This is a genomic window from Pseudomonas sp. LjRoot277, from assembly GCF_964253845.1.
GTDB lineage: Bacteria > Pseudomonadota > Gammaproteobacteria > Pseudomonadales > Pseudomonadaceae > Aquipseudomonas.
Genome location: NZ_CAXURI020000001.1, coordinates 4,924,302 through 4,943,092 on the forward strand (window position 1 = coordinate 4,924,302; position 18,791 = coordinate 4,943,092).

The following is an 18,791-nucleotide window of genomic DNA, read 5'->3' on the forward strand; positions in this document are numbered from 1 at the left end:
GGTCACGACCAGTCGTGGCGCGGTGGTTTGACGCCATTGAGCAGCCAGTTGCCGACCACGTGGTACTTCCAGCGCACTGGGTCGTGCAGGGTATGGACCCGGGCGTTGCGCCAGTGGCGGTCGAAGTTGTGTTTCCTCAGGGTCGAGCGGGTGCCGCCGAGTTCGAAGAGTTTGTTGCTGGCCTCGATGGCGATTTCGGTGGTCAGCACTTTGGCTTTGGCGACGGCCAATGAAGCTTGCGCGACGTTGTCTTCATCAGGTGCCGAACGTGCGGCATCCAGCGCCCAACCGGCGCGTTCCAGCAAGGCTTCGGCCGCTTCCAGACGAATCTCCAGGCCGCCGACCTGAATGATGGTCAGCGGATCTTCGCTGGCCTTTTCCACACCCGCATCGATCCACGGCCGGGCGAATTGCTGAACGAATGTGATGGTGTCGCGCAGGGCCGCGCGGGCGATGCCGGCGTCAATGGCGGCGGTGGTCAACTGCGCGAACGGTCCTGCCAGGGTGGGTGTTTCATAAGAGCGATACGTCGGGAACAGATTGAACGCCGAGACGTGCAGGTCCTCAGCCAGCACCGTGCCGCTGGAGGTGGTGCGCTGACCGATGCTGTCCCAGTCGTCGACGATCACCAACCCTTTGGTGCCACGCTCGACGAAGGCCAACTGGCCCTTCTGCTCTTCATCCAGCGCCAGCACCGCCAGCCAGTGGGCGTAGAGCGAACCGGTGCAATAACCCTTGCGGCCGTTGATCACATGGCCGTCACCGAAACGGCGGAGGGTCGCCTGAATGTCCTGCACGTTCTTGCCGCCGGTTTCCGACAAGGCATTGGCAAAGCGGTGACCTTGCAGCGCCAGACCGAAGAAGTGCGCTTGCTGTTCAGGTGTGCCTTGCAAGCGAATGTCTTCTAGCAGGCAATAGTGATTTTGCGGGATTTGCCCCAGGGACGGATCGGCCGCCGAGATGATCGCAATGACCTGCGCCAGCACCGCATAGGACACCTGCGCGCCGCCGAACTCTTTCGGCACGCTGATGCCCCACAAGCCGCTGTTGGAATACAGATCGACGATCTCGGCGGGCACTTGGCGGGTGCGATCGCGCTCGGCGTCTTGCTCCAGCAACACCGCGGCAATGCGTTCGGCGACGCGCAAGGCTTCGGCTTCGTTGGCGATCCGATGGGCGGCCGGCGGGTTGATCGGATAAACGGCAGATTCAGGCATACAAGTCTCTCGGTACCAATGTTTACCAGAGGGCATTGCAGCTTCTGTGCCTGACCGTCCGAGCCAATGTTTTCGGGGAGTTCAGCGGTACTTTCGCGACCTCAAGATAACGAGCAAGAGCAATCTGCTGCTTCGCTGTTGATGGCTGAACAGTGGCACTGCTGCTCGTCGGACACTCGGTTGCAGAAAAGAGGCTGACCTATAGTTACTCGGCCGGAAAACGGCACAGGATCTTTCTCGACTGACAACAAAAACAGGGAGAACAGCCATGAGCGTCAAACCCATTCCAGAGGGTTATCACAGCATCACCCCGTATCTGGGCATTCAAAAAGCGGCCGAAGCCATCGAGTTCTACAAGAAAGCCTTTGGCGCCACCGAAGTCATGCGCCTGTCCATGCCCGATGGCGGCATCGGCCACGCCGAACTGCGCATCGGCGATTGCCTAATCATGCTCGGCACGCCTTGCGATCAGGGTCCATTGAGCAATCCGGACAAGTCGCCGTCCGTGGGGCTGCATCTGTATGTGAATGATGTGGACAAGTCTTATAAACAGGCGATTGCGGCTGGCGGCACAGTGGTGTCCGAGGTCAAGGATCAGTTTTATGGCGACCGCTCGGGGACCTTGAAGGATCCCTACGGGCATCTGTGGTTTCTGGCCACGCGCAAGGAAGATCTGACTCAGGAGCAGATCGAGCAGCGGGCGAAGGAGATGTTCAGCCAGGGTTGAACCCAATGATCGTTCCCACAGGGGATCGGCTGTGTACGCAGAATTAATGTTCAACACCGATCCACTGTGGGAGCGGCGGTGCGACGATTCGACTTGCTCGCGAAAGCGGTGTGTCAGTCAAACTGATGTCGATTGACACGACGCCTTCGCGAGCAAGCCCGCTCCCACAGGGTTATGTGCTTACCGGAACACGAAACATTTTCTTTCATATCCCCCTTCGGGATTTTCGATGCTCATCCGTCTTATTTAGATGCAGTCGGCCCGCGTAGGCAAAAGCCACGGCCTGGCCTTTCATGGACCTCATCGCTGGGAAGCCCGCAGCAGAGGCCCGCTCATCGAAACAAGACCTTTAATCATGTCGAAGAAATCCCGTTCAAAACTCTGGTTTCTGGTCCATAGCTGGCTGGCATTGCCGATCTGGTTTTTCGTACTGATCGTCTGCGTGACCGGCACCCTGGCGGTGGTCAGCCAGGAAATCGTCTGGCTGGCCAACCCGCAAATGCGCGCCAGCCAACCTTCGGACGATGCGCCGCTGCTCAGTTATGACCAGATCATCGCCGCCATCAAGAAGGCTGAGCCCAACACTCTGGTTGAGGCCATCAGCCGACCCGATGAATCGCACTTCGCCCTCGATGTGGACGTCACCTATCCCGACGGTCGCTCCGTGACGGTTTACGTCAATCCCTACAGCGGCGTGATTCAGGGCACGGCCCCACAATTCAATTTCAAGGCGTTTACCCGCGCCCTGCATGGTTGGTGGCTGGTGCCCTTCACCAACGGTTACAGCTGGGGCTGGTATCTGGTGTCATTCCTGAGCTTGCCGCTGCTGGCTTCGTTGGTCACCGGGCTGGTGGTCTACAAGCGTTTCTGGAAAGGTTTCTTGCGCCCGACGTTGCGCATTCGTCACGGTGCACGAATTTTCTGGGGCGACTTTCACCGCCTCAGCGGCATCTGGTCGATCTGGTTTATCGCGGTGATTTCCATCACCAGCACCTGGTTTCTGATTCAGGCGTTCATGTTCGATAACCAGATTTCGATCAGCACCGCGCCGGTCGCTGCCGTGGTTCCGCGTGAAAGTGTCCCGCTGACTGCCGACGGTTCGCCGGCGCCGATGATCAGCCTGGAAACAGCAATCCGCGAAGCCAAGGAACGTATTCCCGGACTGGACGACAGCTTCGTCAGCCTGCCCGCCAATGCCTATAGCTACCTCTCGGTGGGCGGACGCAGTTGGTATCCGCTGATGTTCCAGACCGCCGATATCAACCCGTACACCGGCGACATCGCCGCCACCCGCCTGTTGTCGGACCGTTCCGGCCTGGAGCTGGTGACCGAATCCATGCGTCCTCTGCACACCGGGGATTTCGGCGGCATGTGGATCAAGTTGATCTGGTTCTTCTTCGGTCTGATCCTCAGCATGATGGTCCTCAGCGGCCTGTTGATCTGGACCAAGCGCACCGCCCTGGCCACGGCCAACGCCTTCAAGCGCAGCCATAAACGCCCGCGCAGTCAGACCGCTGCGGCCAACAGCCGTGAAACCACGGAGGTCAGCCAATGAGCCTGTTCATCGCTGATAAACCGGCTTCAAAACTGAGCCGTTTCTGGCACAAATGGCGCTTCCACATCAACGTTCTGCTGTTGCTGGTGCCGCTGGGTTTTATGCCCAAGTACTTCGCCGACGCGGCGCTGTTTCGCGGTGACACCGGCCTGGGCGAGCGGGAGATCGGAGAGGTTCAGGTAGGCCCCTGGAGCCTGCGCCTGGCCGAGTTGCGCAACGAAGCGCCGACCCTTGATGGTCCGGCCGGTTACATGAAAAGCTTCAACGCGGCGCTGTGCGACAGCTGCCGCGAACAGGTCAAGGCGACGTACCTGCGCATTGGCAAACCGCGCAGCCTGCGCGCTGCCGGGGTGATTTTCTTCGGCACGCCGTACCGCATGGGCGCGATGTTGCCGATCCCCGAGAAGACCAAAGCCGACGCCGAACTGTGGATCACCATGGAAGGCTGGGATGGCGCCATGCATCAGGCCTCCGTCCCCCTGAGCCAGGCATCCCCGGCCACCCTCGCCTGGCTGAACCAACAAGGAGGCAAACCATGATCAACGTTCTACGTCCTCTAAGCGCCACGCTGCTGGTGCTCTGCGCCGGTTTCAGCGCCAGCGCCCTGGCCCACAACCCGATGTGCGAATGCAAAGCCATCGACGCCGAGCAGATCAAATGCACCGGCGGTTTCTCCGACGGCAGCGGCGCGCCGGGGGTGACCCTGGACGTGATCGGTTACGACGAAACCATCCTGGTGCCGGGCAAGCTCGGCGCCGATTCAACCCTGACCTTCAAGAAGCCCGGCGCCGAGTTCTACGTGCTGTTCGACGCAGGTCCCGGTCACGTCGTCGAGATCGACCAAGCCGACATCGAAGCCCCATGAGTACGCCGACTACGCAAATCGTCCGCCCGGCCGGTGCCGGCCATGAAACCCTTTACGTGCTGCTGTTGTGCCTGATGATCCTCGCGGTTGCCGGCTCGGTGGTCGCGTGGCGCGGTGAGTCTCAGGAAGTCAGCAGCGTTGGCAGCCATCAACTGGATGCCCGCCGTGACTTGAGCGCGTCCGAGCAAGGCATCTACGCCGACCTGCGGGTGACGCTCGACGAAATTCATCTGCTGCGTCAGGAGCAACAGGCGCTACCCGCCCCCGCCGCCCTCGCCGATGAAGGTTTTGCACCGTTCGCCCAGGACGCCAGTTCCGTCAGCCGTGGCGGTCATGCCTGGCAATTGCTCGACGCCAAGGCTTACTTCGGCCAGAGCCAGACGCCCACCGTGGCGGGTTCGTTTCTGATGCGTTTGACCGCTGACGACGATGCGCCGGACGTCTGGCTCAACCGCGGCAACGCCCTCGCGGCCCCGACCAACCTCACCGACGCCGCGCTGGAAAGCGCCGGCTGGCAGCAGATCGTCGCGCAATTCGATGCCGGCGTGACCCGCCAGCACCGGCACTGAACCCTCGCCTTCACCCGAGAGAAGACCGCTTTCCCATGCCTATTTCATCTCAACATTCTTTCTTGCGCCTGATGTTGGTCGGCTTACTGGCTTGTCTGCTGACCCCGCTGGCCAGTGCTGACGAGGCCAAGCGCCTGCGCATCGGCATCACCCTGCACCCTTATTACAGTTACGTGGCGAACATCGTCGGTGACAAGGCCGAGGTGGTGCCGCTGATTCCGGCCGGTTTCAACCCGCATGCCTACGAGCCGCGCGCCGAAGACATCAAGCGCATCAGCGGTCTGGACGTGGTCGTGCTGAACGGTGTCGGCCATGACGACTTCGCCGACCGCATGATCGCCGCCAGCGAAACCCCAAACGTCCCAGTGATCGAAGCCAACGAAAACGTGCCGTTGCTGGCCGCTACCGGCGTCGCCGCTCGTGGCGCCGGCAAGGTCGTAAACCCGCACACGTTCCTGTCGATCAGCGCCTCGATTGCCCAGGTCAACAACATCGCCCGGGAACTGGGCAAGCTCGACCCGGCCAATGCCAAGACCTACACCCAGAACGCCCGCGCCTACGGCAAACGCCTGCGGCAGATGCGCGCTGATGCCCTGGCGAAACTGACCCAGGCACCGAACGCCGAACTGCGAGTGGCCACGGTTCACGCGGCGTACGACTATTTGCTGCGCGAATTCGGCCTGGAAGTGACCGCGGTGGTCGAACCGGCGCACGGCATCGAACCGAGCCCGAGCCAGCTGAAAAAGACCATCGATCAACTGCGGGAACTGGACGTGAAAGTGATCTTCTCGGAGATGGATTTCCCGTCCACCTACGTCGAGACCATTCAGCGTGAATCCGGGGTGAAGCTGTACCCGCTGTCGCACATTTCCTATGGCGAGTACACCGCCGACAAGTATGAAAAGGAAATGACCGGCAACCTCAACACCGTGGTCCGGGCGATTCAGGAGTCCGGCAAATGACCGCTAAAGAAACCATCAGCGAATCCCCTGTGGGAGCGGGCTTGCTCGCGAAGAGGGAGTGTCAGTCGACCTCAACGTTGACTGACCCACCGCTTTCGCGAGCAAGCCCGCTCCCACAGGTTTCGGGGCCGACCTTGGATTTTGCGGAGGTCAGCCTGACCCTCGGCCGCACGACGATCCTCGACAACGTCACTTTTCAGGTCCAGCCCGGCAGCGTGCATGCGCTGGTCGGCCCCAACGGTGGCGGCAAGAGTTCGCTGATCAAGACCTTGCTCGGGCAGATGCCGCATCAGGGTCGCCTGAGTCTGCAATGGCCCGGCCCACCCGGAACCATCGGCTACGTGCCTCAAGCCCTGGAATTCGATCGGGGTTTGCCGATGACCGTCGACGATTTCATGGCCGCGATGTGCCAGCGGCGTCCGGCGTTTCTCGGTTTGAGCAAGCACTACGCCGCAGCGATTGGCGAAGCCCTGGAACGGGTCGGCATGCAGGACAAACGCAAGCGGCGCATGGGCGCGTTGTCCGGCGGTGAGCGTCAGCGTGTGTTGCTGGCTCAAGGGTTGATTCCGGCGCCGCTGTTGCTGGTGTTGGATGAACCGATGTCAGCTTTGGATGAGGCGGGAATTCAGGTGTTCGAACGGCTGCTTGGCGACTGGCGCCAGAGCGGCATCACCGTGCTGTGGATCGAGCATGATCTGGAAGCCGTGGGTCGTCTGGCGGATCGCGTCACCGGGCTCAATCGCCGGGTGCTGTTCGATGCCACGCCGAAACAGGCGCTGACCCCGGAACGCCTGCTGACCCTGTTCTCGACCCATCCACGGAGCGCTGCCTGATGAGTTATGAAGCCTTTCGTTTGATGGTCCAGGGTTGGGCCTCGTCAGGTTATCTGCCTGAGGCGCTGGCCTATGGATTTGTGGTCAATGCGTTGCTCGCCGGTTTGCTGATCGGCCCGGTGCTGGGCGGTTTGGGTACGTTGGTGGTGGTCAAGCGTTTCGCGTTTTTCTCCGAAGCGGTGGGCCACGCGGCGCTGACCGGCGTGGCCATCGGCATTCTGCTGGGCGAACCGTACACCGGGCCTTACGGCAGCCTGTTCGGCTACTGCTTGTTGTTCGGCGTTTTGCTGAACTACCTGCGCAACCGCACGGGTCTGGCGCCGGATACGTTGATCGGTGTGTTTCTGTCGGTGTCGTTGGCGCTGGGTGCCAGTCTGCTGCTGATTCTGGCGGGCAAGATCAACGTGCACATCCTCGAAAACGTGTTGTTCGGTTCGGTACTGACCGTCAACGGCAATGACCTGCTGGTGTTGGCCATCGTCGGTTCGCTGGTCATGGCGCTGGCCTTGCCGCTGTACAACCGCATCATGCTGGCCAGTTTCAATCCGCAACTGGCGGCGGTCCGTGGTGTGGCGGTGAAGACGCTGGATTATCTGTTTGTGATTCTGGTGACCCTGATCACCGTGGCGGCGGTGAAAGTCATCGGCGCGATTCTGGTCGGTGCCCTGTTGGTGATTCCGGCAGCGGCGGCGCGATTGCTGAGTCAGTCGCTGAAGGGCTTCTTCTGGTGTTCGGTGCTGATCGCCACGGTCAGCACGCTGTGCGGGATTCTCGCGCCGATTGTATTCGACCTGCCTATCCCGTCCGGCGCCGCGATCATTCTGGTGGCCGGTATCGCCTTCGCTCTCGCCGCCATTGCGCGTGGCGTTGTCCCCAGCCTGAAAGGGAATCTCGGATAAATGTCCTTCTCTCTGCGTCAACTGACCCTGGCCGCAGCCCTGTGCGGACTGGTCAACACAACCTTTGCAGCTGACAGCGCCAAACCGCTGCGCGTGCTGGCGTCCTTGCCGATCACTTATGGTCTGGGCGAAGTCTTGCTCAAAGGCACCGACGTCAACCTTGAACGTGCCGCGCCGGCGAACCTGCCCGGTAGCCGGCAGACCGCGTACTTCACAGGTCGTGGCGCTCCGGCGCTGGCCAAACTGGCGACCGACGCCGATGCGGTGATTGGTCTGCGTTCGCTGTGGGCGGATGATCCGCTATACCCGATTTCCCGGCGTAGCAACATCCGCATCGTCGAGGTCGACGCCGCCCGCCCGGTGGACGGCGCCCTGCCCGGCATCGCCGTGCAGCCTGGCAACAAGGTTGATGGGTTGAACAGTCAGCCGTGGTTTTCCAGCAACAATATGGGGCGGATGGCGGACGTGATGGCGGCGGACCTGGTGCGTCTGGCGCCCGAGGTCAAGCCGAAGATCGAGGCTAACCTGGCGGCGCTCAAACAGCGCTTGCTCAAGTTCAGCGCCGACAGCGAAGCGCGGCTGGCCAGTGCCGACAACCTCAGCGTGATGAGCCTGAGTGATCACTTTGGCTATCTGATTGGCGGTCTAAACCTGGAGCTGATTGGCCTCGATGCGCGACCGGATGCCGAGTGGACACCCGAAGCGCTCAAGCAATTGGGTGCGACGCTCAAGGACAATGACGTGGCGGTGGTGTTGCACCACCGGCAGCCGTCGGAGGCGGTGAAAGCGGCGATTGCCGAGGCCGGGAGTCGGTTGGTGGTGTTGAGTGTGGATGCGGCGGATCCGGTGGCCGAGCTGGAAGGAAATGTGGATTTGCTGATCAAGGGGTTGAGCGGCAAGCCATCGGCCTAAGATCAACACCAATAAAAAGCCCGCTGACCGATATCGGTTCAGCGGGCTTATTTTTGCGCTGTGACTCAGTGAGCGACAGCTGCCTGTTCTTCCATTTTCTGGCGCAAGCTCAGCGGACGCATGTCAGTCCAGGTTTCTTCGATGTAAGCCAGGCATTCCTTTTTCAGGCCGCTTTTGCCCACGGTGCGCCAGCCTGCTGGCACGGCTTTGTAGTCGGGCCAGATCGAGTACTGCTCTTCGTGGTTGACCACGACCTGAAAGAGGATGTCCTCGCGGTCGAATACTGAAGTCATGGTGTTTCTCCATCGCTGTAGGGGGGGCTGCACTGCGTGCGCAGCCGTCATGTAGAAGGAACGTGTCAGAGGCTGAAAAATTTAGAGGCTGGCGGTGGCAGCAGCCATGGCCCGGCCGAAAATCTCGGCTACCCGATCGATTTCTGCGGCAGTGATCACCAGCGGCGGCAGGAAACGCACCACGCCGCCATGACGGCCGCCCAGTTCAAGAATCAAGCCGCGCTTGAGGCATTCACGCTGCACCAGCGGCGCCAGACGACCGAAGATCGGTGGATGCCCCAAGGCATCCGGCTCGCCCGTTGGATCGACCAGCTCAACACCCAGCATCAAGCCACGACCGCGAATATCACCCAGTTGCGGGAAGTCCCGTTGCAGGATGCGCAGGTGTTCGCTCAAGCGTTCGCCCATGGCGGCAGCGTGCTCGCAGACCTTGTGTTCGGTCAGGTAACGCATCACCGCAGAACCTGCGGCCATCGCCATTTGATTGCCACGGAAGGTCCCGGCATGGGCGCCCGGCAGCCAGGTGTCGAGCCAGTCACGGTAAACCACCACCGCCAGTGGCAAACTGCCGCCGATGGCTTTGGACATGACCACCACATCCGGAATGATCCCGGCGTGTTCGAAGGCGAACATCTTACCGGTGCGGGCAAAACCGCTCTGAATCTCGTCGACGATCAGCGCCACGCCGGCCTTTTCGGTAATCCGCCGCAGGCCGCGCAGCCAGTCGAGATCGGCCGGGATCACCCCACCCTCGCCCTGCACCACTTCAACGATCACCGCGGCTGGCAATTGCACGCCAGCCTCGGGATCATTGAGCAGGTTTTCCAGGTAATTCAGGTTGACCTGCACGCCTTGCGCGCCGCCGAGCCCGAACGGACAGCGGTAATCGTAGGGATACGGCATGAACTGCACGCCGCTGCTGAGCAAGGCACCCAAGGGTTTTTTCGGCCCCAGACTGCCCATCAGGCTCAGCGCGCCCTGGCTCATGCCGTGATAACCGCCCTGGAACGACAACACGGTGCTGCGCCCGGTGGCGGTGCGCACCAGTTTCAGCGCGGCTTCCACCGCGTCGGTGCCGGTCGGGCCGCAGAACTGGATCTTCGCTTCAGCGGCCAATGCCGGCGGCAGCAGACCGAACAGGTCCTGGACGAATTGATCCTTGACCGGGGTGGTCAGGTCGAGGGTGTGCAGCGGCAGTTCATCGGTCAGCACTTGCTGGATCGCTTCGATCACCACCGCATGGTTGTGCCCAAGGGCCAACGTCCCTGCGCCAGCCAGGCAGTCGATGAAACGGCGGCCTTCGACGTCTTCGACATAAATGCCCTTGGCACGCTTGAGGGCCAGGGGAATGCGTCGCGGATAGCTGCGGGCATTCGATTCCTGCTGGTTTTGACGGGCCAGCAGCGGCGATTCGTTGAACTGATAAAGCGTCTCGGTCGGCGCCGAAGTGATCCGGGCCGACTGATCTTCCATAAGGCTGGTAGCGACTGACATCTCTCGACCCCTCAATAAGGTTTTCCTGTTCTGGAAACGCATCAGGGCGCCGAGGATTTAGACCCTCGATCAGCTTTCTATGAAGGGGGTATCAGGGCTTTGTGCATGGGAATCGCGTGGAGCCCGGCTACGGCGAAGGTTTCGGCGCAAGGCTGGTAACCCAAATGACGGTAAAACGCTTCACTGGTGCGAGTGCTGTTGAGTCGTGCCTGGCGCAAACCCTGATCGGTCAGCCAGCCTTCGAGGTCGCGCACCAGCGCTTGCCCGGCCCCGCGACGAAACCATTCCGGTTGCACGTAACAAAACGCGACCTTGCCGCTGATCGCAGCCATCGCGACGCCGACCGGTTTGTCGTGCAACAGGGCGATGTTCAGGTACAACCGCTCGTCGGTCAGCCACGGCTGCACGTGTTCGATGGTTTTGTTGTGGGTCCAGGTGGCGACGGTGAGTGGATCGTTGCGATGGTCGAGCGCGCAACCCACGCGGATGGATCGCTCGACGATCCGGCTGATGATGCCGGCGTCGGCGGGGGTTGCCTTGCAAATGTGTAGGGGTGCATCCATGGCGCTGTTACCTCAATCCATTGAGAAAAAGCTGCCGGGGACGATAGCGCTGGTGACGGCTAGAATGCCAATGGAGAGGAGTTACATTTGATGTGCAACACAGAACCTCCTACAGGGATCGGTTGTGGTTGTTAGATTGGTTGCAAGGGCATGGTCAACTCAACCCGCAACCCATCCGGTTGGCTGTCGAAATGCAACGTACAGCCGCAGCGCTGGACGATTGCCTGAACAATCGCCAGACCCAGGCCGCAGCCGGTGCTCTGGCCGTTGCGCCAGAAGCGTTGGGTCAGGTGTTGCAGATCGTCTTCCGCAATCCCCGGGCCGTGGTCGCGGACCAAAAAGCGCACGCAACTGCCAGTGGTTTCCAGGCTCAGCTCCACCGCTCCTTCGCCAGGGGTATGACGCAGGGCGTTGTCCAACAGGTTGCGCAACGCCGCAATCGACAAAACTGCTGGCATTTGCACCGGTGCAGCGGAGAATTTGCTCGGCATCTGCAGCTTGATCCGCTGACGATCCCCGCTGGCGGCGTCCTGAATCGCCAGTTTCGCCACCTGCTCGGCGCTGCATTGCACGCCGTCATCGAACGACAGACTGCCCTCGACCCGCGCCAGCAACAGCAGTTGTTCAAGGGTTCGGTGCAGGCGATCGGCGCCCTCTTCGGCCCGGGCCAGGGATTGATCCCGGGCTGCGCCATCGGTCATGCGCGCCACTTGCAGGTGGGTCTTGATCGCCGTCAGCGGGCTGCGCAGCTCGTGAGCGGCGTCACCGGTCAGACGGCGTTCCCGTTCGATGGTCTTGCCGATGCGCTGGAACAGCTGATTCTGGGTGTCCAGTAACGGTTGCAGTTCGCTGGGCAGCGGCTGGATCTGCAGCGGTTCCAGAGAGTCGGCGCTGCGGCGCATCAAGGCATCGCGCATGCGGTTGAGTGGTGCCAGCCCCTGACCGATTCCCAGCCAAAGCAGGCACAGGCAACCGAGCAAGGCCACGCCCACCGGCACCGAAGCCGCCAGCAGGATCGACATGTTCAAGGCCTCACGCTCGATCTGCCGGTCGGCGGTGGTGATGCGCACGTCGCCGCGGGCCAGGGTGAAACTGCGCCACGGTGCACCGTCGATCATCTGGTCGTGGAAGCCCATTTTCTCGGCTTCCAGGGTTTGTTGCGGATCGGTGTGACTGCGGGCGAGGATTTCGCCGCGCAATGAACTGACCTGGCAGGCCATGCCGCCGGGGAGGTTCAGTTGTTCAGCGCTGAAATGGGTACCCTCGCCTTTGCTCGGCAATGGCGGCAATTGCTCCATCAGGCCGGCGACCATGCGTGCCGACGCTACAAGCCGCTGGTCGAGGGAAAACATCATCTGATTGCGCAGGTCGCTGAGCATCCAGGCCGCGGCCAAGGCCCAGATCAGGGCAAAAGCGGCGCCGAGAGTCAGGCTCAGACGCAAACGCAGGCTCATCACTTTTTCAATTCCTCTGCGCCATCGGCCGGCCCCAGGCGATAGCCCAGACCGCGCACCGTCTCGACAATGCCATTGCCGAGTTTGCGCCGCAGGTGATGGATATGCACATTGAGAGCGTTGCTTTCCAGCTCATCGTTAAAACCATACACGCTGTCTTTCAGTTGCTCGGTGGACAGCACCCGTCCCCGATTATGCAGCAAGGCCTGCAACAGCGACTGCTCACGACGGGAAAGGTCCACCGGCTGGCCGCCGAGCATGGTTTCGCGACTGCTTGGGTCGTAAGTCAGACGGCCATGTTCGATCAGGTTGACGCTGCGCCCCGCCACTCGTCGCAACAAGGTGTGCAGGCGCGCGGCCAGTTCGCGCAGGTCGAAAGGCTTGAGCAAGTAATCGTCAGCGCCAGCCTGCAAGCCATCAACACGGTCGGTGACTGAATCCCGGGCGGTGAGGATCAACACCGGGATTTCCAGACCGCTGTGCCGCAACTGCTGCAGCAGCTTCAAACCGTCCTCATCGGGCAGACCGAGGTCGAGCACCATCACATCGAACTCGGCGACCTTGAGCATCGCCCGGGCAGACGATGCGGTGGCGACATGTTCTACCGTCAGGCCCTGAGCGGTGAGGCCGGCGACAATGCCGCTGGCGATCAACTCGTCGTCTTCGCAAACCAGTACGTGCATGGTGAGACCTGTTGAAAAAAGGTGATTAGGCCGGTGGCCGATTAAGCGGACATTATGCCGCAAGCGCCATTGCCACAAGACCACTGTGGTTAATCATCGGTTAATCGCCGCCTCCCATTCTGCACCTCACTTGCACAGGGCTAAGGCTTACCCATGCGTCGACTGTTTTTATTTTTTGTTCTCTTGATCTCGGGTGCGGCCCAGGCAGGGACTGATCCGTTCGCGACCAAACCCGAATTTTTGCCCGTGGAAAAGGCATTCGTTTTCACTTCCGAACGCCTTGAGTCCGGTGAAACCCAGCTCTATTGGCAGATCGCCGACGGTTATTACCTTTATCAGAAACGCCTGAAATTCGATGGCTTGCCCGCTGAGCACCATCCAGTACTACCTGAAGGCGAAGCGCACAGCGATGAGTTCTTCGGCGAACAGCAGGTCTATCGTCAGGGTCTGGAACTGAAGATCCCGGCAGGTGCCACGGGTCAAATCAAAGTGGGCTTCCAGGGCTGTGCCGATGCAGGGTTGTGTTACCCGCCGCAAACGCAGGTCGTGGATCTGGGCGGCAACGCGGCCACTTCTGCGACAAACGAGGCGCCGGATCAAGCCTTGGCCAGCGGATTGCAACAGCGCGGTTTGGGCTGGAGCTTGCTGGTGTTCTTTGGCTTGGGCCTATTACTCGCTTTCACCCCTTGCTCGTTGCCCATGCTGCCGATTCTCGCCGGTTTGATCGTCGGCAGTGGCGCCACGCCCAAGCGCGGCTTCGCCTTGGCCACCAGTTACGTCGTGAGCATGGCGCTGGTGTATGCGGCGATGGGCGTGCTGGCCGCGCTGCTCGGGGCGAATCTGCAGGCGTTGTTGCAGAACCCTTGGTTGCTGGGCAGTTTCGCGGCTGTGTTTGTGTTGCTGGCGTTGCCGATGTTCGGTTTCTTCGAGTTGCAACTGCCGGTGGCCGTGCGTGATCGATTGGAAAACGTCTCGCGCAATCAGCGCGGCGGCAGCCTATTCGGCGCCGGTGTGTTGGGGGCCTTGTCCGGTTTGCTGGTGGGTCCGTGCATGACTGCCCCGCTGGCGGGCGCCTTGCTCTACATCGCTCAAAGCGGCAATGCGCTGCATGGCGGGCTGATTCTGTTCACCATGGGCATCGGCATCGGTGTGCCGCTGCTGTTGTTGGTCACCGTCGGCAATCGATTCCTGCCCAAACCCGGCGCCTGGATGAACCTGCTTAAGGGCATATTCGGCTTCCTGTTCCTCGCCACCGCGTTGTTGATGCTGCGCCCGGTGCTGGATGAATCACTGTGGATTGGTTTGTGCGGTGCGTTGCTGCTGATTGCCGCGTACAGCGCCTGGAAGCAGTCGGAAGGTTTCAGTCGCGTCGCCCATGTGTTCGGCGCCAGCTCACTATTGCTGGGTGTGTGGGGCAGCCTGCTGCTGATCGGTGCTGCCGGTGGCAGTGATGACTTGGTGAAGCCTTTGCAGGTCTACAGCGCTTCAAACTCGAGCAGCGCCGCAAACCCGGTCGGCCACGACGCATTCACCACGATCAAGGACCCGGCAGCTCTGCAACGGGAACTCGACACGGCACAGGCTCAGGGCCAATGGGTGCTGCTGGACTACTACGCCGACTGGTGCGTGTCGTGCAAGGTCATGGAAAAACAGGTGTTCGGCAAACCTCACGTACTGCAAGCCTTGAGCGATGTGCGCTTGCTACGGCTGGACGTCACCGCCGACAATGCCGCCAGCCGCGAACTGCTCGGCCGTTATAAAGTGCCAGGGCCACCGAGCCTGCTGTGGATCGGCGCCGACGGCATCGAGCGTCGCAGCCAGCGCATCACCGGCGAAGTCGATGCCGACACTTTCCTGCAACGCTGGACCACCACCCGAGACGCCCGTTAATGCTGACCTTTACCCTCGGCACTTTTGCCATCGCGCTCAATCACCTGCTGCTGATCAGTGCCCTGGCGCTGGCGACTTTCGTCGGCTGGCGGGTGGCCAAGCGCGGCGGCGAGAATCCGGAGTCGGTGCTGTTCAGCCTGTTCCTGCTGGGCATGCTGGCCGCACGGGTCGGTTTCGTGGCCGTTTACTGGGCCCATTATCGCGATGACCCCTGGCAGATCATCGACCTGCGCGACAGCGGTTTCCTCGCCTGGCCCGGTGTGATCGTGCTGCTGCTGGCCGCGTTGTATCGAGGCTGGCGTCGCCCGGGCTTGCGCCGCCCGTTGGGCTTTGGCGTGGCCAGCGGTCTGGCGTTCTGGCTGCTGGCGACCTTCTCCCTGACGATTTACGAACAAGGCACACGCCTGCCGGAAATCACCCTGCGCAATGCCGCCGGTGAAACCGTGCAACTGGCCGATTACAAGGGCGGCCCATTGGTGATCAATCTCTGGGCCACCTGGTGTCCGCCGTGCCGTCGGGAAATGCCGGTGCTGGAAAACGCCCAGCAACACCGCCCGGACCTGACGTTCCTGTTCGTCAATCAGGCTGAAAGCATGCAAAGCGTCAGTACTTTTCTGGAAACCCAGGGCCTGAGCCTGTCCAACGTGCTGTTCGACGGCAGTGGCCGATTGGGTCAGGCCGTCGGCTCCATGGCGTTGCCGACTACGCTGTTCTATAGCCCCGACGGTCGCCTGTTGGGCAGCCATCTGGGTGAGCTGTCGGAAGCCAGCCTGGCCCGCGCCCTGGAAAACTTCGACACCCCGAATCCTGCCGTACCGGCCACCTCTTCAAGGAAATTGCCATGCCCCGCCTCCGCCACCTGCTGACGTTGACCCTGGCCGCCGCCCTGCTGCATCTACCGTCGGTGCAGGCCGCCGAAGAATTGCCCGAAGCGATCAAGAAAATCGAAGCCAAGGGCGCAAAAATCGTCGGCCAATTCGACGCACCCGACGGCTTGCGCGGTTATGCGGCGCAGTACCAGAACCGTGGCATGGCGTTGTACCTGACCCCGGATGGCAAGCATGTGCTGCTCGGCAATCTGTACGACGCCGACGGCAACGACCTGAGCAGCGCGCCGTTGCAGAAGCTGGTTTACGCACCGATGGCCAAGGAAGTCTGGGGCAAGATGGAAGCCAGCAACTGGATCGGCGACGGGAAGAAAGATGCGCCGCGGATCGTGTACCTGTTCAGCGATCCGAACTGCCCTTATTGCAACGTGTTCTGGGAACAGGCACGGCCATGGGTCAAGGCGGGCAAGGTGCAGTTGCGGCACATCATGGTCGGCATCATTCGCGAAGACAGTCCGGGGAAATCGGCTGCACTACTGGCCGCCAAGGATCCGCAGAAAGCGCTGGAAAACCATGAAAAGTCAGGCAAGAACAGCTCGCTAAAAGCCCTGAAAAACGTGCCCCCGGAGATTCAGGCGAAACTGGCGGCCAACATGCAGTTGATGGAAGACCTGGAGCTGCAGGCCACCCCGGCGATTTTCTACATGGACGACAAGGGCGAGCTGCAACAACAGCAAGGCGCGCCGTCGCCGGACAAATTAGTGCAAATTCTCGGGCCACGCACATAACATACCAACTTATAACCGAGTAATCATCCTGCCCGCTGGCCGCTCAAGCAGGGGGCAGTTATTTCCCCAATCGTCTTCGCTGCAACTTTAACATCCCGTAGCACCCCCGACGAGACACCAATGAAACAATCATTTATCTTCCTGAAAACAAAGGACTTTAACACCCAGAAAGGACACTAAAAAATGAACACCCTCACAGACCACCTACGTAACTTCGAACGCAGCTCCAATATTACAGAGCTCAGCATATCGGCAACCATTCAGAATAAATCATGGGCGGGCACCGACGACAAAATCTATATAAGCATGGGTCACAATGGAAACATGCAATTATTTTGTGACGCCCCCAGAGTCGGCCAGAAAATTACTGTTGATATAGATATTCCCCGCTTCTTCGGCAAGCAAAGCGTTCACATCAGCGAACTGAAAAATATTTCGCTACACCAACTTCCAGTCGAGCATCCGATCGCCAGTGATGATTGGGAGCTGGAATCATTGGTACTGACCGCCAACCGTATTTTCACCAATAAGTCTTTTAAGAAAATTCACCAATGGCTCTCCAACTCCTCCGTTCATTTACAACAAGTATGGGGCGGACAAATATCATGGTCCGAGTGGCTCAACACGGACTACCGCCCCATAGATGTGAACACGCAGACCTACCCCGTTCGCTGGTTGCCGTGGATCGGCGACCTTCGGTCGTGGCGAACTTATGACCCATCAAAAATCGATGGCGTAGGCCAACTTGTTGGAATGATCGACGGCAAATTGGTGGGTGAACGTTTGAAAAGTCGACAGACCGAAATCCTGAACGCCAACGGTTCCCATGACAGTTACACATGGGTCTACACTCCCGAAGGTTCGATTATCTACAAACTCTGGAAGCACGAAGTACGTAACGACTATGTCAGGCACAGCCAACTGGGCAGTGGCCGACCAGTTATATGTGCTGGCGAATTCAGACTGGATAACATTCAGGACGGCTGGGGCATTCGTGATGTCATAGGATTGGTAAATGACGCGTCTGGGCATTACATGCCTGATGGCGGTGCATGTTTAAAGTACGTTGAAGAAAAATTCAAAGGCTTGGGAATTAATACTGACCATACTGAATGGCGCTGGAAAAACTCATTGTCGTAACGCTGCACTCGCCCAGCCATAGATCAATAAATAGTCCGAACACCGCCCGAACCTTCAGCAACTCCTACAGGATACTCATACCGAAGGTTTTGGTGACGTTTTAACAATATTTTTTATCAAGCGCTACACGAAGCCCTGTCTGCCAGGAACATAACCAAGGCCTCAGTAACAAACTCAGAATTTTCCAGATTGGAGATATGCCCGGCCTCCGGCACCAGCAGATACGGGCAACCGATTAACTCGGCCATCTCCTTCGTCTCCGACGGCGGCCGCGGTTTGTCCTGGTCACCACACATCAGCAGCGTAGTTTCAGGATTCAACTCGCCCAGTCGCGGCAACAGATCATCCCGCCCAAACGTAATCCGCCCCATCGGCACGATGCTTTCGCGCAGACGCTCCGGCGGCAGTGCGGCCAGTTTTGCGCGGAAATCCTGATACAACGCCGACTGTGGATCGATGCCTGGGCGGAAGAAGATCGGCACGACGATATCGAGCAGCTGCGGCGCAATCACGCCGGTGTCTTCGATCTGTTTGAACAGAGAGAAATAGTACTGGCGAGTCGGTTCCGGCTCGACACCGACGTAGGTGTCCATCAGCACCAGACCGTTGATCCGCTGCGGTGCCGACAGCGCCAGACGCACGCCCCACATGCCGCCGACCGAAAGACCGACCAGCGTGACACGGTCGATGTCCAGATGATCGAGCAGGGCCAGTGCCTGGCGCGCAATGTCATCCAGCGACTGTGTGCATTCAGGCATCCGCCCGGATTCACCGTGGCCCCAGAGGTCCGGAGCAATCACCCGGTATTGCTGCGACAGGGCGGCGATCTGCGGCGCCCACATGGTCTGGTCCCACAGATAACTGCCGGCCAGCAGAACGGCAGGACCGCTGCCTTGATCAAGGTAGTGAAGGGGTTGTCCATCAACCGTAACGAAGGGCATTGACTGTCTCCTCTCGCAAAAAATGTAGCAGGCAGACTGTGCCGGTGTCGTTCCACAGTCAACCTTGCAGTGTCTGTACCGGCCCTTTCGCGAGCAAGCCCGCTCCCACATTAGTCCTGCGTACACAGATCAAATGTGGGGGCGGGCTTGCTCGCGAAGGGGCCAGAACAGACGCTATA

The 18,791-nt window shown here is 60.2% G+C and carries 20 protein-coding genes; 13 read left to right on the forward strand and 7 right to left on the reverse strand.

The window, feature by feature from the left end; genetic code table 11:
* Positions 1 to 2 precede the first annotated feature (2 nt).
* The gene (locus tag ACSQ87_RS23125) at positions 3 to 1,217 is read right to left on the reverse strand and encodes an SfnB family sulfur acquisition oxidoreductase (RefSeq protein WP_436274467.1); all 1,215 of its coding nucleotides are present in this window, start codon (positions 1,215 to 1,217) and stop codon (positions 3 to 5) included.
* A 268-nt stretch (positions 1,218 to 1,485) separates the two neighbouring features.
* Here ACSQ87_RS23125 and ACSQ87_RS23130 point away from each other — a divergent pair, with 268 nt between their 5' ends.
* From ACSQ87_RS23130 to ACSQ87_RS23170, 9 genes are all read left to right on the forward strand, one after another.
* Positions 1,486 to 1,944 carry a VOC family protein gene (locus ACSQ87_RS23130; RefSeq protein WP_436274468.1) on the forward strand — a complete coding sequence of 153 codons (459 nt, stop codon included), beginning with the start codon at positions 1,486 to 1,488 and terminating at the stop codon, positions 1,942 to 1,944.
* 355 nt (positions 1,945 to 2,299) lie between these two features.
* Positions 2,300 to 3,499 (forward strand): PepSY-associated TM helix domain-containing protein, encoded by a 1,200-nt coding sequence (locus tag ACSQ87_RS23135; RefSeq protein ID WP_436274469.1) that lies wholly within the window; start codon positions 2,300 to 2,302, stop codon positions 3,497 to 3,499.
* Positions 3,496 to 4,038 carry a thiamine pyrophosphate-binding protein gene (locus ACSQ87_RS23140; protein WP_436274470.1) on the forward strand — a complete coding sequence of 181 codons (543 nt, stop codon included), beginning with the start codon at positions 3,496 to 3,498 and terminating at the stop codon, positions 4,036 to 4,038. The genes ACSQ87_RS23135 and ACSQ87_RS23140 overlap by 4 nt, the downstream gene beginning before the upstream one ends.
* On the forward strand, positions 4,035 to 4,364 hold the full coding sequence (locus ACSQ87_RS23145) for a hypothetical protein (RefSeq protein WP_223431738.1): 330 nt from the start codon (positions 4,035 to 4,037) through the stop codon (positions 4,362 to 4,364). Before ACSQ87_RS23140 ends, ACSQ87_RS23145 begins: the two co-directional genes overlap by 4 nt.
* Positions 4,361 to 4,933, forward strand: coding sequence for a DUF6162 family protein (locus tag ACSQ87_RS23150; RefSeq protein ID WP_223431737.1), 573 nt, complete (start codon positions 4,361 to 4,363; stop codon positions 4,931 to 4,933). Before ACSQ87_RS23145 ends, ACSQ87_RS23150 begins: the two co-directional genes overlap by 4 nt.
* Positions 4,934 to 4,968: 35 nt before the next feature.
* Positions 4,969 to 5,895, forward strand: coding sequence for a metal ABC transporter substrate-binding protein (locus ACSQ87_RS23155; RefSeq protein ID WP_223431736.1), 927 nt, complete (start codon positions 4,969 to 4,971; stop codon positions 5,893 to 5,895).
* A complete protein-coding gene (locus ACSQ87_RS23160; RefSeq protein WP_436274471.1) occupies positions 5,892 to 6,728 on the forward strand; it encodes a metal ABC transporter ATP-binding protein in 837 nt (278 codons plus the stop codon). The genes ACSQ87_RS23155 and ACSQ87_RS23160 overlap by 4 nt, the downstream gene beginning before the upstream one ends.
* Positions 6,728 to 7,627 (forward strand): metal ABC transporter permease, encoded by a 900-nt coding sequence (locus tag ACSQ87_RS23165; protein ID WP_223431734.1) that lies wholly within the window; start codon positions 6,728 to 6,730, stop codon positions 7,625 to 7,627. Before ACSQ87_RS23160 ends, ACSQ87_RS23165 begins: the two co-directional genes overlap by 1 nt.
* A complete protein-coding gene (locus ACSQ87_RS23170) occupies positions 7,628 to 8,539 on the forward strand; it encodes a metal ABC transporter substrate-binding protein (protein WP_436274472.1) in 912 nt (303 codons plus the stop codon).
* A gap of 65 nt (positions 8,540 to 8,604) precedes the next feature.
* On the opposite strand, the gene ACSQ87_RS23175 is transcribed toward ACSQ87_RS23170, so the two are convergent.
* The 5 genes from ACSQ87_RS23175 to ACSQ87_RS23195 all read right to left on the reverse strand — a co-directional run bounded on the left by ACSQ87_RS23175 (position 8,605) and on the right by ACSQ87_RS23195 (position 13,026).
* Entirely contained in the window at positions 8,605 to 8,832 is a 228-nt protein-coding gene (locus ACSQ87_RS23175) for an MbtH family protein (protein WP_008152757.1), read from the reverse strand.
* Between the two features lie 81 nt (positions 8,833 to 8,913).
* A complete protein-coding gene (locus ACSQ87_RS23180) occupies positions 8,914 to 10,326 on the reverse strand; it encodes an aspartate aminotransferase family protein (RefSeq protein ID WP_436274473.1) in 1,413 nt (470 codons plus the stop codon).
* Between the two features lie 77 nt (positions 10,327 to 10,403).
* Positions 10,404 to 10,889, reverse strand: coding sequence for an N-acetyltransferase family protein (locus ACSQ87_RS23185; protein ID WP_436274474.1), 486 nt, complete (start codon positions 10,887 to 10,889; stop codon positions 10,404 to 10,406).
* Positions 10,890 to 11,020: 131 nt separating this feature from the next.
* Positions 11,021 to 12,346: an ATP-binding protein gene (locus ACSQ87_RS23190; RefSeq protein WP_223431730.1), complete on the reverse strand. Its 1,326-nt coding sequence runs from the start codon at positions 12,344 to 12,346 to the stop codon at positions 11,021 to 11,023.
* A complete protein-coding gene (locus ACSQ87_RS23195; protein WP_074878741.1) occupies positions 12,343 to 13,026 on the reverse strand; it encodes a response regulator in 684 nt (227 codons plus the stop codon). Before ACSQ87_RS23195 ends, ACSQ87_RS23190 begins: the two co-directional genes overlap by 4 nt.
* A gap of 153 nt (positions 13,027 to 13,179) precedes the next feature.
* Between ACSQ87_RS23195 and dsbD the strand changes: the two genes are divergently transcribed.
* The 4 genes from dsbD (at position 13,180) to ACSQ87_RS23215 (ending at position 17,671) form a co-directional block, all read left to right on the forward strand.
* Positions 13,180 to 14,916 carry a protein-disulfide reductase DsbD gene (gene dsbD / locus ACSQ87_RS23200; protein ID WP_436274475.1) on the forward strand — a complete coding sequence of 579 codons (1,737 nt, stop codon included), beginning with the start codon at positions 13,180 to 13,182 and terminating at the stop codon, positions 14,914 to 14,916.
* A complete protein-coding gene (locus ACSQ87_RS23205) occupies positions 14,916 to 15,782 on the forward strand; it encodes a prolipoprotein diacylglyceryl transferase family protein (RefSeq protein WP_436274476.1) in 867 nt (288 codons plus the stop codon). The genes dsbD and ACSQ87_RS23205 overlap by 1 nt, the downstream gene beginning before the upstream one ends.
* Entirely contained in the window at positions 15,758 to 16,531 is a 774-nt protein-coding gene (dsbG, locus tag ACSQ87_RS23210; RefSeq protein WP_436274477.1) for a thiol:disulfide interchange protein DsbG, read from the forward strand. The genes ACSQ87_RS23205 and dsbG overlap by 25 nt, the downstream gene beginning before the upstream one ends.
* A 183-nt stretch (positions 16,532 to 16,714) precedes the next feature.
* Entirely contained in the window at positions 16,715 to 17,671 is a 957-nt protein-coding gene (locus tag ACSQ87_RS23215) for a hypothetical protein (RefSeq protein WP_223431726.1), read from the forward strand.
* Between the two features lie 116 nt (positions 17,672 to 17,787).
* Here ACSQ87_RS23215 and ACSQ87_RS23220 read toward each other — a convergent pair whose 3' ends face one another.
* Entirely contained in the window at positions 17,788 to 18,612 is an 825-nt protein-coding gene (locus ACSQ87_RS23220) for an alpha/beta fold hydrolase (protein WP_436274478.1), read from the reverse strand.
* Between the last annotated feature and the right edge of the window lie 179 nt (positions 18,613 to 18,791).